The organism is Kribbella ginsengisoli, assembly GCF_039537185.1.
In the GTDB taxonomy this organism is placed as follows: Bacteria; Actinomycetota; Actinomycetes; order Propionibacteriales; family Kribbellaceae; genus Kribbella; species Kribbella koreensis.
Genome location: NZ_BAABAA010000001.1, coordinates 77,796 through 91,081, shown reverse-complemented (window position 1 = coordinate 91,081; position 13,286 = coordinate 77,796). Strand labels below are relative to the sequence as shown.

Below are 13,286 nucleotides of genomic sequence, written 5' to 3'. Positions count from 1 at the left end.
AGAAGTCGCTCAGGCGTAGGTCGAAGACCTGCGCCCTCGGCCAGAGAGCCGGCTACCCAACGTTGTCGAGCGGAAACTCTGGCGGCGGGTGCTCCTGATCCCAGGGCTCCTCGATCGTGGGCAGCATCCGAACCATGACGTACACCGGGCCAGTCTCGCTGACGGATTCATCGGTGTATTGGCGGACGGCGTTGCGTACCTCGGTCCTAATGGTGTGGCCCACCAGACCCGTCTTGCATTTTACGAAAAGCTCATTTCGTTCCTGAAGTTCAGCCACGCCCATATGGTCGTAGAGGAATCCACGTAGTCGGGGGTTTGAGAAGTCGGATCGGATGGCCGTCGCCACCGCTTCCCAGAAGGCAGCTCGGTCGGCTGCCAGCACCGCCTCGTCGATGATTTCCGTCGCATCACTACGATGGGTCGTAATCATTGGATTCTCACTAGCAAGGGTCACCCAAACAGAAGGAAACAGCGGGGCGATCTCACTCAAAGACCTGATATCATTCTCGTCCAGCGTGAACCCGGATTGGATCTCAGGCAGTAGGTCGACAAGCCTCCGGACATACTTGTCATGGTGACGGCCGACCATGAACGAAAGAAGCGAAACTTTAACGACGTCATCAAAAATACTGAGAAACAGTCTGGACACCTCAGCAGCGCCAATTTCGTCAGGCGGAAGAAGCGTTAGGTTCGCCCCCTTTAGGCACGTGAATGACTCATCGGCGAGGTCCGCCGCAGCTTGGGGACTCCGCGTGACATCATCCATGACGACTTCATCGCCCTGCAAGAGGCTATTCAATAGACCCACCCGGGCATTGTGACGTTCCTCTGCTTCGGCGCGCGCCTCATCCGTCGCGAGAAGTGTCCCATCGAGAGTTCCCTCTAACGCACCACGCAGTTTCTCCACGTCCGCGCTTGGTAGCATCACGCCATGACCGTCGACGACGGAATAGTCACCCCCTGACCACCACGCGACCCAATAGTGGGCGCCCGCATAGTAGACGGCGTCCAATCGGACTGGAGTCCTGCGCAGTTGTGCATTCAGCGCTTCGCGCACATCTTTCTCAACAGCCACTTCCCCACGCTGCGCAGCGAGTTCTAACAGATCCCTTCCGTCAAAAACAAAGAGAGCAGAATCTTTAGACCTGAGGCTTCGCAGACTACCCGCCACATTCCCATTAATACCGCTGAGCGCCACGAGCATGCCGATTGTATTGACGTCATCGAATCGCTCGATAAGCAGTTTACCCAGGAATCGCTGCCATACTGGCATGCTCACTGGGTCCGCATAGGCCTTGGCCTCACACATGAGTGGCGTGACCTGGACGGATCCAATGACTGCCGCTTCCCGGGTGGCGACGACATCCAGTTCGTTGCCACCAGCCCCAACCTGATTAGTACGCAGATTCTTGTATCCCTGCTGCTCAAGCACTGTGCGAACCAGGACCTCGAGCTGAGCGCCCTTGTCATCGGCTGTCAAACCCAGAATCAGCATCGCCCCCTCCTTCGCTACATCGACGACCTTGCTTGCCATTGTCGATCCAGGACACACAACCGCACCCGAATACCGCGACAACGGTCAAGTCATCCCAGAAGCCAGTAATGGCCGTACTATGATTGTCGAACCTTCTGTCTCCACTGCGGCTAGTATCTTGCGAACACTGGGAGAGCGAGGTAGTATCCAACAGCAATTTGAAGGATTGCTGCGAAGTGCTTGGAGAACCAAGGTTCGACCTTCATGTCGGTTAGTTCCCGTCCTCAATTCGACCAAGCTCCGAGGACTCTTCCAGGACAGCCTGTGCTTCGGCTACGAGATCCGACATGTTCAAGTACCCCTCCCTGCCTAGGTAGTCGATCAAATCACGCGCCGCTTCCGCTGTGGCCTCATCGGTGCTGGCCAGAGCGTGGGCGATGACTTGAGGTGCGTGCTCGATCAGGTCGTACCGAGCCCAGGACACGGTGACTCGCCGGACGACGGTGCTCAACACCTCGACGGCGGTTGCCGGATCATGCTGAGCGGCTTCCACCAGATGCTCGCCGAGGTACGTCAGGCCCTCCAGGTCCGTCGAGAGCGCGACCTCCCGCAGCCGCGGAAGCCACCAGTCGACCGCGAACTTGCCCGAGTGGACCCAGGTATAGAAGTCCTTGAGTTCAACCATCGAAGTCGAGTCCTGTTTCGCGACCTCTGCACGGGCGTCCCACAAGGAACGCGCTCGGGCAAGAACGTCCTCCGGCACGCGATCGTCCTGAGCAAGCCTGCGCCCGATGTCGGAGAGCACCGCGCCGCGGACTTCCGCTTGGACGCTAAGGAGGTACTGGCTTACAAGCTCATCAGTCAGGTCGCGTTCGCCGAGCAAGACCAGTCGCAGCAGGCACTCACCCAGCCGTTCGATGATCGACTCGCGCTGCGTCCAGGTCCAGTCGAAGGGCTCGCCTTGACCCGATCTGGCGATGAATTCCGCGAGCTTGCCGTCCATCACTCTGAGGAACAGAGGGCGCTCGTAGGAGAGCAAGGCAACCGACGCCACGACGTCGCCGTACCAGTCTTCCCCGAGAAGTTGTGCAGAGTGGACCTCCAGCCATTCAGGCACAAGCCAGTACAGCTGGCCGAATGACGTACCGAATGCGGCGGCCAGCGCAGATGACTCCACGCGTTCAGGCTGCAGAAGGCCCGAAAGAGCCTCCGTAACCCGGGTGATCATGTCAGCCGCAGTCGAGCTCTCCTTTGCCTTCGCGAAGTACGCAAGTCGGATACTCGTTGCGACGGCGATCGGCCGTACGGCGTTCAACGCTGTAGTCAGCGGATCACCAGCGATCTCACCTACGGACATTGGAGAGTCGGGTAGTGGCTCTGGGTCGCCCATGTATCGGAGAGTGAAGTCGAGACTCTTGTCCACATAACCCGCCACGAAGCCCGACGACGACGCTTTGCCTTGTCCCGCTTGAAGCACATACATGGCTGCACGGATCGAGTACGTAGGCCTCCTATCAGTTGCTGCAGCAACTGAAGGGCCGCCCGGCATTGCAGACAGAGCGTCCAGCAACATCGGCCAATCGATGGTCTTCGCGGAGTCGATCGCCTGGCGTAGTCCGTCGAAGAACCGGCCGACGAACAGCTCCGGCAGTACCACGACATCATGCGCGTGCTGCGAGAACTCGAGTGGTCGTTCCTCTACCGCGCTCGCAAAGGCCTGACCGACGTCGAACGAGTCGGTGTCCCATTCGCCGCGGCCCGATGGCGTCCAGCCGCGGGCAAACTCTATGATCTCGTCGACGGTGAGGCCCCGTAGCTTCGTGGCTTCAGCATCAGCCGCGCCATCTCGCTCCACGGTGATTCCGGCGAGTGAGGGGTCGTGGGGAGCACCGAGCGAGGCCGTCAGGCCCGCCAGCCGTACGTGTGCTTGCCCGCGCAGCGCTCCCGCCCCGATTGTTCCGAGGACGTCGAGCAGCCAGCGCTCGGCGTACTCCGTCCAGACTCCATCCTCTGTTTGTCCTGGTTTGAGATGCGCACGGATTCGTTCGCGCTTTCCTGCGCTGTCCTGCGGCCCCGCAAGGGCCAGCGCTTCCCATTCTCGATATCTACCGTCGTCGAGGAGCGGGAGAGTCGCGGAGGCGAGTTCCAGATACTCCCGCGGAGTCGCTAGGCCATTCAGCGGTCCTGTGTCGAGGAGTCGTTCAAATGCGAGGTCCAGCGCAGGTGAGGTTCCCGTAACCGTTTCAGCCAATACGTGCCGAGCGATTCGTCGAAGGACCTGGTAGCCGCCTCCCTCGAGCGAGGTGATGACCTGCTCCGGCGTCACTGTGGTCGCCAAGGTGGCGATGGCGACATCCCGGACAGCATCGACCAGCACCTCGCGCATGTCGTGACGGCCATCGCGTCGGCCGGCATCGCCGATGGCCGGCCTCCAGAGATAACTCAGGTCGTACGCGGCGCTGGGATCTGCTCCTTCGGCATCCAGCGCGAGCTTCAGCCACCTGATCAAGGTCGGCAGGAGCCTGGGGTTGTCTGCCAGGCCGGCGCAGAAATGTCCCACAGCCTCGCCATACCAATACGACTCGATACCTGCGGTGACCTCGGACCAGCGTTGACCGCTTGGCGATACTCGTGGGCGCAGGAGTTCACCGCCGAGCCTCAAGGCCGCCTTTCCATGACCTCCCAGACCGAGCTTCTCGATGAGCCGCGCAATACCCAGTCCGATGACCGGGTCGAGCGTCACAGCCGGAATCAGCTGGAGTACTGGCACAAGGCTGGCAACCACCTCAGCAGGCATGCGCGCCGCCGACTTGACGGCGAAGTCGCGCACTTCCCGAGTCTGGTCTTGCTGACGGAGGATCAGCTCGAGGGCTGTGGAGACATCTTGCGGATTCTCGGCTGCAACCTTGACGAGATACGGGCCAGCAGGCCACGGGATCCAGCCGTTGGCATCGTCGGGCGGCACCGTCGGAGGCTTCAGTGCCCCGGCCTTCAGGAGCCTCGAGACCCACAGGGGATTGCGGAGTTCTGCAAAGAAGACCCGCCGGTGTTGAAGGTCACCGATCCGAGAGATGACCCGGGCGAATAGTTCGTCTGTCGGAGGTTGCCAATCGCCGCCGTCGCTCCGTCGGTTGACCTCGATCAAGAGCGCTCGTACGTCCTCCACTACCTCGAAGAAGCTGCCAATGCGCCCTTCGATGGCATCCTCGATCACGCGGAGATGTGGCAGCAAGGGTTCGGCGTCGCGGGGCCATCCCTGCGTGTTGCCTTGTGGATGTCGGAAACGTTCGAACGCGTCAGTGGCCCGCTTGAAGCTCTTGACCGTGGGATTGTCGAGTTCGACCGAGTTGCCAACTGCAAGCACACTCCGCAGCGATACAGCGCTAGCTCGACCAGCGTCGAAGCTGCCGACGACGGAACGAACCGAGTCGATGAGCGCCGTCAGCTCCAATTGTGGCGCCGACTCACCCGACTCCGCCGCATGGATGACTGGCTCACTGTTGACGGCCCAGACCTTCGCTAGACCTTCTACTGCGCTGGTCAGACCCAGGCCCTTTCCCGTAAGGACGTCGCCACGAAGGCGTCCGAGCCGGTTGACAAGCTCACGGATACAGTGCGAGGCGATGACGAGCGCACCGTCCGTCAGCGGGTCCTCGCCCAGAGCGTCCAGCGCCCGCTCATACAACTCGCCGCAGATTGAATCCTGTTTGCCGAGCACTCGTTGTAGAGCCCTGCGCCGCGCGTCCCAGATTCTGGCAGTGCGGACGCGAGCGATCTCGCCACCCTGAGCACCCATGCACGTCCAATCCCTGCCATCGCATCAACCTATTCACGATGTCACACACCGACATTCACTGACGGCAGCGACACGAACGTTGGCTCCGTGGCGAACGAGGCCACGGGCCGGACACGTTCCACCGGTAGCGTGAGAACACGAAGTCGGAGGAACGAGGGAGCGGCGTTGATCAGGTTCACGGACTTCATGACGGTGCCGGAACCAGGGCTGACCAAGGTCAAGTTCAACATCCAAGCCGGGGTGGGCGGCGCCGAGGCGTGGGACCTGCTCCTCGCTGACAACCCCGAGGACTGGCTGGACATGAACCGTCATCAGAACAACAACCTCGGGCGCGCCCAGTACCTGCTGAGCTTCGCCCAGTACTACCCCTACGGACCCCAGTACTTCATCTTCGACGGCTTCTTTCGGGTCACGCCGATCGTGCCCGAGCTCATCGGCAGCGCGGGGTACGCTCTAACCTCTCTCCCCCAGCACTCGGAATACATCAAGCCGCTCATCATCAAGCTCAAGAAGCCGGTCGGCCGCGACCTCTATCTGCGGTGGTACGAGACCCTGCAGGATAGCAAGCTCAACCCCGAGGTGCACGAGCTGGCTCCCGACATCAAGCTCGGCAGGTTCCCGGGCTACCAGAACGTCATGCTCAAGCACCACGAACTCCAGCGCATATCGCCAACGACGGACCGAACTGGAAGGACGCGCTCTCGAACGTGAAGGGCGTCTACGTCCATCACGGACCTCAGCAGCGGCCGCCTGTACGTCGGCTCGGCTTCGGGCGAGGCCAACGGGCTCTGGCGGAGGTGGACCGGCTACGGGCACCTGCGCAACCTCACCGGCGGCAACAGCGAGCTTGAGCAGATGCGGGCCGACCTCGGCGATGACCACATCGTCGGCAACTTCCAGTACTCCATCCTCGAGATCTTCGACCCGAAGACGAAGGCCGAGACGATAGTCAAGCGCGAGTCTTTCTGGAAGCTCGCGCTTGACAGCCGAACGCACGGGATGAATCGGAACTGATTTCCCAACACGCAGACCGAACCCGACGGTCGCCGCGTGAGATCTCCCACGGACGCAGACTAACTTGAAGGATGTCGCGCAACGACCACGAGAGACTGCGATGCCACGATCCATTGCACCCTCGCAGATAACGCTGGTATCCCTGTCTGAACCCGTTGGTCTAGGCCCTGACGACCTCGATCCGGAGTTCACGGTCGAGTACGACGACGCAGGGGCCCGCACGCGATCCATCAGTCGGCGGTGGAGTTCGGCTGTGGCCCGTTGTCCCTCAGGTTCTCTGCCCGTTCCATCTGTCCGATGAGCCTGTCCAGTACGCCAACCGTTCGCGTGCGATCTTGATGGACTGGCCGCGATCTTTACCTCTGTAGTGTTGTCCAGCGCCCCGGATTAACGGTCGCCGGAACACCAACACCACAAGTACGACCACGAGCGGCCAGGTCACTAGCCGTACGATCTCGATCCAATCCCCCATCGTCATTGCCCTTCCCAACACTCGACGTCGACCTCCGAGCGTGGCGGTGAAGGGGATGCGAAGCAAAATGCCGACGAGTGGTCTCAAGAGGAAGCGCAGAATTGGACATTGTTCGGGCCGTAGATGGCGTACATCAGGGGGAAGTAGTTGCCTTGTGCCGCCGCATCGTTGATCGCGGATCGCAGTGCGGTACGTAGCGAGACACGGTGATCACAGACCTCGGACAGAAGCTTTCGCCCGATGGCGTCGGCGATTGCCGCCTGGACCGGCCAGTCGGTGCCTATGAAGGCTTGTGCGCCCCATTGCTCGGTGAAGAAGTCAACGAAGGGCGCACCCGTGAGAACGTCGCCTTGGCCGGACGCGCACGCGTTCAGGATGACCACTGGATTGGCCGGTCGGACCGGCGTCCACCACCTCCGCAGCTGACTCAGCGTGATCCGTGAACGGCTTTGTTCGGTTGGTCCGAACACGAGTGAGCTCTTGTCGGGTTTTGCGATATCGACTGTCGCCGGGTCAACCGGCACCGCGTGGCAGTACAGGTACAGCAGGTCGCTCGGCTCATCGGTCTCGGCCCAGGCTCGGACCTCCTTCGGAGACCTCGAGGGGTCTTGGACGACCGATTCAGGATCCTTGAGCGCCTGAGCCATCTCTTCGATGAAGGCAAGCTGTTGCCTACCTCTGGGAACGGTGTCGCCGACGATGGGCTTCAGTCGGCAACGGCGCCCTCGCCGTGGCAGTATCCCAACCGGCGCCGGAACGACGTCTCGGTAGATGTCGAAGCGCATACCCCAGAAGCCCGCAGGATCAACTTCCTTCACGCCGGCGTTCTTCTTCAGCGGCCGGTCGTACAAGATGCCCCACGGAAGTGAGTAGCCGCTCGTCACCAACTGCATCAACGGCGGATGTTCGCGATCTCCCAGCCGGCTCAGGTCATCGGCCAGTTGCTGCATCTTCGCCGGTGCCGGCCGGTCGGTCCAGGTGGTGAACACCCGCTGGTGCAGTCTGCTCCCGATCATGGCTAGTGCAACCAGAGCGTCGTCGCCGTCCTGGCCGAGAAGTGCGAGGCCGGTCCCAGCTGCGAACTTCTCAGACAGTCCACGAAGCTCCCGATAGGCCTGTCGAGCGACCGGATCTACTTGCCTGGGAAGATCTTGACTCCACACGAATCGACTTTGAAGCCGGCCGTCTGCCCAAAGCCATGCGCTCTGCGGTTCGAGATGGAGGCCGACATCCGCGCCGGCGGGCTCAGTGATCGCCGCGATCGAGATGGGCAACGATCCGCGACCGCGAGTCCGTCGGCGTTCGAGGCGCTCCTTCGCGCCGCGCACCTCGAGTTCGATCGTCTGGCGGGCGACACTTCCACCATCGACCAAGAGGAGCGCCTCGATCCTTGCCTCACCGACGTGTCCGGCGCGGTAGCTGACGTCCAGCGGTGCGGTGCCTTCCTCGGTGCACTGGAACTCAGCCGACATGACGACCTGGTGCCAGTCCTGACTATCACCGGGGAGCTTGAAGGAGCCGTTCGTGGCATTGAACGCGTAAACGATCTTCTTTCCCTGCAACTGCTCGGCAGAGACGCTGGTGCTCAAGCCATCGAGCCAAGCTGTTCGTTCTAGCGCCGTCTGCAGCGGGTACTCGCGACCGCCGACGACAACGTGCGGCTGGGTACGCAGAATGTCTGCATGCTCGGGGAAACGGATATTCCAGTACAGCTCATCAGGTCGGAGGATCTCGAGATCTCCGCCCTTTGGACGGTAGTGAGATCCCACATTGCTGAATACCGCGTCAGGCCAACTTAGAGTCGTGTCGGCCAGAAGTCGGCGAATCACTGGCATGGTGGCGGCTGCGATCGGTCTTGCTCGGCCGATGCTCACCTCGCCGGCAGCCATCCTTACGACGTCGCCGAGACTGGTGTTATCCCCCGCCGTGGCGACGTGTTCTTGGATCTGGCTGATCATCTCGTCAGCGACCTGGCCGCCGAATCGCGCCAACCGCCGTCCCAACAGCCGCTGAAGCTTCTCGTCCGGCCGCTCGCCTGACTCGAGCAGCGGCTGGAAGGACCAGTCGTCGCCCGGCTCGACGTACGAGTCGGCGCCCGCGAGCACCGCACGGAGGCGGTCAATGCGTCCGGCACGGTCTCCCTGGACGACGATCGAAGCTGTCGTCCCGGCGCGGACGCGACCGATCAAGTCCCTGACCTGATCCCAGTCGTCCTCTTCGTTGACCACCACCAGGTTGAAGTCGCGCACGCCGACCAGGGCCGCCGCTTCGGCGTTCGAGCCGACCAACTGAATCTGGACGTTGCCCAATGTTCGCAGCGCAGCGAGAGCCGTCGGACTCTCATCCGTGACTGACAAGATCGTGAAAGGGCGGCCGCCCAGTGCGTCCTCCAGAGCCCTGACGTCCATCAAGACCTCCGAGACGCCGCGTCAGCCGTACGGATCATCCGTGAAAACCTCATCAAAGTCCTCGAGTCCCAGAGTCTGCGACTTGAAGCGCCCGAACAGCGTCTTTTTCACCTTCACGCAGTGGTACAGCGGAGTTCCTGGCTTGCACAGCGAACTGAACCCCGATCCCTGCCAACTCGACGCGGTCCACCCCAGTTTGGGATCCGAGATGCCAACCTTCTCCAATGCCCACGGCAACGCTGCATTGGCGTGCAGCGAGAACTTGGACGATTTCGCCGCGGACACCACGAGCGTCGCGGCCTTGGCCTCGATCACCTCCGTGACGAGAACCCACTCCTCCTGCCACTGTTCCTTCTTCGCCAGGGCGACGATCTGGCGCTGAACCTCCGGCACCTCACGAACCTTGTGTCGCCAGGCGGCCTCGTAGGACAGCGCAAAACCTCCGGCTCGCGAGAAGGACAAGGATACGGTCGCCTCCGCGCCAAGGCCGACGGGAGTCTTCACCCCGGCACCGCCCTCGACCGCCTTCTCGCGCTCACACCCGGCGTAGTAGGTCTCGGACCCCTTGATCTTGTCCTTGTCGACCGGGATCGCATCCTTCCATCCGGGCCAGTTGAACACGTTGCCCAGATGAACCAGCACGCCCTGCTTGCTCAGCTCGAAGTAGTCGCCGACCTTCACCGGAACCACGAGCGGATAAGCGCCCCGAAACCCCGTCGTGCTCTTCACGAGCTCGTTGTACTGCTCCGCAGACATCAAGTCCCCATCCCGAACCCGCGTGAATGCGTCAGCGCAATCCACAAGTTCTCCCTGCCGCTAGTGTGCCGCAACCACAACCGAAGCGGAACCTCCCACCCGGCAAGCGCAGGGCGTATAAGTCGTCCCGCTCGGGGCTCTTATAGGGGAAAGGATCACAAGTCCGCTGGACACGCGCTACGTCGGCAGATGCTGGCAGGTATTGGACAGCGCCGGCGGCAAATCCGAGGTTACGGGGTTCGGCCGACGAAATCAGAGTCGAGGTCGAGGCGTGTGGTTAGGGTGTGTGTCTGTCCTCGGACACGTGGGGGTTCATGTCCCTAGGGACATGAACCCTTTCTCATCTGTGGGCTCTGCAGTGGTGCCTATCCGGCGTCCACCACGATCGCCGCGCGCCGGATAGGTACGAACCCAGATCAACAAGTCCCGGACTCCTGGGGTCGCGGTCGCGGCATAGACGACGTGGTGTCGCCAGGTGTACGCGTTTGGGTAGAGGTCGCGCGCCGATTGTCGTCATGTGGATGAGAGCGTGATGATGACATCGGCGGCCTTGGTCCAGACATCGTCGGCCTGATCGGCCACTTTGGCGCGGCGCGGCCTGGATGTGGCTGAAACCATCGCATCGACGAAGGCGGCCCTGCCTTGAGCCGCGATCTCGGCGATGGTCAGCTCCTTCAGCCGTCGGCCTATAGCCGAGTTCTGATCGATGCCCTCCACCGACAGCCGGTCCCCGGTCCATTTGCCGACGGGTGCCGTCGTCAGCTGCCCGGCCTCCTCGAAGGCCTTGATCGCCTCCGGGCGGAGGGAGCGCTCGAGCTTGGTCCGGATCTCGCGCTCCCTCGGCGGTGCTTCGGCCTCGCAGGAGAAGTAGAAGCTGCCGAACGAAGCGACGTACCGGCGGTGGCTGTCGCAGTCGATGGTCGTGATCGCTCCGCCCTCGACGGTGAGGTCGGCCAGGATCACCCACGGCGCGGTTGGGCAGGTCGCGCATTGCGGGCAGTTGCAGCCCTGCTTCGCGTCGGCGCGTGGTGGGCAGGACACCGAATGACTCACCTCAGGCGGTTTCGCGCCGGGCGGGTAGGTCGACGGTAGGTCGTCTAGGACGACCAGTCGGTACGAGTCCCGGATGCGGCTGTACTCGCACAACGTGTCGTCGCAGCCGCAGCCGTCCGACACCGCGCGTACCGGCCGGGACAGGCAATCGGCGTACGCGACCGCGAGGTAGACCGGGCGCCCGGACGGGCGATCGACCCGGACGTCGGCACACCAAGGTTCGACCGGTCCGCAGGACGAGGCGACGTTGCCGTCGAGGTCCTCACTGCAGACGTCGACGGCGATGGCTGCGTCGAGTTGGATCTCGTCGCCGTACGGCCCGAGGATGTAGCCCGCTTCCACCACCACCTCGCACGGGACCGAACCCAATCGCACCCGCGCGCCGCACACGATGCCCCAGCCGTGCAGCATGCGGTTGTGCCGGCGAGACTTCTCCCGCTGGTAGAGCTGGTCCTGGGTCAGGTCGTCCGCCCCGACGAGCTGACGGGCGAAGTACCGCGTCCGCTCCCGGCTCACCGAAGCAAAGCCGGTGCATCCCGTCGTACTCGCGACCGCCGCCGAGCCGACCGCCACCGCCGACCCACCGCAACCGCAGCCACTCAAGGTCTCGTTCGTCATCGCTTCCCGTCCTTCCTCAGCCAAGCTCGCGGACGAGCTCGAACCACGCGTGGAACAGACCACCCGGTACGCCGTCGCCCGACTTCGGCAGCGTCGCCCCGGTGTCGACCATCGCGTCCCACACCTCACGCGGAATCCGCTGCTCGACCATCTCCCAGATCTTCTCGAGCAACTCGTCCGGGATCTGGCTGCCGGCGAACTCCGCGTCCAGAAGCACCGCAGTGGGGTCGGCCGACACGATCGACGTACCCCGCGCCCGGATCTGCACCAACGCCGCGGCCGGCGACAGGTCGATGATCGGAGCATCCAGTGTGTACGTCGCCGTGAAGCCGTCGGGGCCCGTCCCGACGTCGGCCAGACCGAGTGCGAACCGCTGGATCAGCGTCGTCTTCGCGTCTCCCGGTGGTGTCACGATCCAGAGCCGCAGCCAGTCGTCGGGAGCGCGAAGATTCCCGCCGTCCATCTCCTGGTCGAAGGCCACCCGCAGCATCGGTTCCTTGGCCCAGGCAGTGCCCGCGTCACCGTCGTCCACGACAATCACCTCGGCGGGCCTGGGCCGCAGGCCGACGACGACCGGTGGCCGCACGGGCGGGGGCCGCTCACCGGTGATCCAGGCGGAGAACACGACCCGGGCTCCGTCGGCCAGGGTCGCCTCGACCGACACCGGACCCGGATCCGGCCCCAGTTCGAGCGCAGCTCCGGCCGATCCGTCCGGCCCGCTCACGACAACGACGCGGTCGGCGACCGTCGCCCCGTCGCTCACCCTGCCATTGCCGGCCTGAACGTGGAAGGTGACGTCCGTTTCCCCGATCGGCCGATTCAGGTGGTCGACCACTCGGACCTGGAGGGGGTCGGGTAGCCGATCGCCCGGCTTACCCCGCTGGGCGTCACCGGCGACGTACCTGAGCTCGGTGACGGCACAGCACTTCGCGAACATCTCGGCCAGACAGGCCAGGAGATCGAAGAGGCGGCTGTTGCTGTAGATCGTGTTCCGTGGTTCGCACATCTCGACCGCGGCTGGAGCCCCGGCCGCATCGATGCGTACGACGCCCAGCGCGACACAACTCTCGTCGGGCGGCGCACAGTCATGGTCCAGCAAGCTGCATGTGGCTCGTCGCAGATCGAACTGCGAGGGCAGCGGTGTGGGGAAGAGCGCGGCGCACTCTTCATCGGTGAGGCCGGGCAGCCGGCTCGGGAGGCCCTCGCGAACGATGAGCTTGAAGCGCTCGACCGTGACTCCCGGTTCGAATCCGTTGCGGCTGTCGCAGTCACCGACCAGCACCGGCGCCGGATCGGCGGCGCACTCGGTATAGCAGAGGTAGAGCGTCACCGGACCATCCAGGACCTTGTCCCCGACCGGGCGGCCGTTGTCGTCGGTGGGCTGGGCGGGATCTTCCACGCAGTAGCTGGCCGGCACCGTGATCTCGCGACCGAGGCCGTCGATGGCAACCCCGGGACGTACCAGCAGACCGCGCTCGCCGGGCTCGAGCCGCAGACCGCACAGCACCCCGGACCCGAGTCCCAGCCGGTTCATCAGCCGGCGCTGGGTGACGCCGTACGTCTGCTCGACTTCGAGCTGCCGGACGTCGAGCAGCTTGCCGTAGAAGTACCGGTTCCGCTGCGGCGCCCGGAGCTGACCGAGCACCTGTTCGTTCAGCATGAGTTCCGTCATGGCCGGCTCCTCGTCCAGGCAGG

Annotated in this window: 8 protein-coding genes; 2 read left to right on the top strand and 6 right to left on the bottom strand. The window is 63.2% G+C overall.

Going from position 1 to position 13,286, the window contains the following annotated elements; translation table 11 throughout:
• Window positions 1-52: 52 nt before the first annotated feature.
• Both ABD768_RS00365 and ABD768_RS00360 read right to left on the bottom strand, forming a co-directional pair.
• Window positions 53-1,534: a restriction endonuclease gene (locus tag ABD768_RS00365; RefSeq protein WP_344836040.1), complete on the bottom strand. Its 1,482-nt coding sequence runs from the start codon at window positions 1,532-1,534 to the stop codon at window positions 53-55.
• Between the two features lie 211 nt (window positions 1,535-1,745).
• A complete protein-coding gene (locus tag ABD768_RS00360) occupies window positions 1,746-5,270 on the bottom strand; it encodes a hypothetical protein (protein ID WP_344836038.1) in 3,525 nt (1,174 codons plus the stop codon).
• 87 nt (window positions 5,271-5,357) lie between these two features.
• On the opposite strand from ABD768_RS00360, the gene ABD768_RS00355 reads away from it, so the two are divergent.
• Together ABD768_RS00355 and ABD768_RS00350 are read left to right on the top strand one after the other, a co-directional pair.
• Window positions 5,358-5,981 carry a hypothetical protein gene (locus ABD768_RS00355; protein WP_344836036.1) on the top strand — a complete coding sequence of 208 codons (624 nt, stop codon included), beginning with the start codon at window positions 5,358-5,360 and terminating at the stop codon, window positions 5,979-5,981.
• A gap of 144 nt (window positions 5,982-6,125) precedes the next feature.
• Entirely contained in the window at window positions 6,126-6,284 is a 159-nt protein-coding gene (locus tag ABD768_RS00350) for a GIY-YIG nuclease family protein (RefSeq protein ID WP_344836033.1), read from the top strand.
• Window positions 6,285-6,839: 555 nt separating this feature from the next.
• Here the strand turns inward: ABD768_RS00350 and ABD768_RS00345 are convergent.
• From ABD768_RS00345 to ABD768_RS00330, 4 genes are all read right to left on the bottom strand, one after another.
• Entirely contained in the window at window positions 6,840-9,164 is a 2,325-nt protein-coding gene (locus ABD768_RS00345) for a CHAT domain-containing protein (protein WP_344836030.1), read from the bottom strand.
• Between the two features lie 21 nt (window positions 9,165-9,185).
• Window positions 9,186-9,845 carry a hypothetical protein gene (locus tag ABD768_RS00340; RefSeq protein ID WP_344836027.1) on the bottom strand — a complete coding sequence of 220 codons (660 nt, stop codon included), beginning with the start codon at window positions 9,843-9,845 and terminating at the stop codon, window positions 9,186-9,188.
• 588 nt (window positions 9,846-10,433) lie between these two features.
• Complete coding sequence (locus ABD768_RS00335) at window positions 10,434-11,591, bottom strand: hypothetical protein (protein WP_344836024.1); 1,158 nt, start codon at window positions 11,589-11,591, stop codon at window positions 10,434-10,436.
• Window positions 11,592-11,607: 16 nt separating this feature from the next.
• Window positions 11,608-13,263: a hypothetical protein gene (locus ABD768_RS00330; protein ID WP_344836021.1), complete on the bottom strand. Its 1,656-nt coding sequence runs from the start codon at window positions 13,261-13,263 to the stop codon at window positions 11,608-11,610.
• Window positions 13,264-13,286 lie beyond the last annotated feature (23 nt).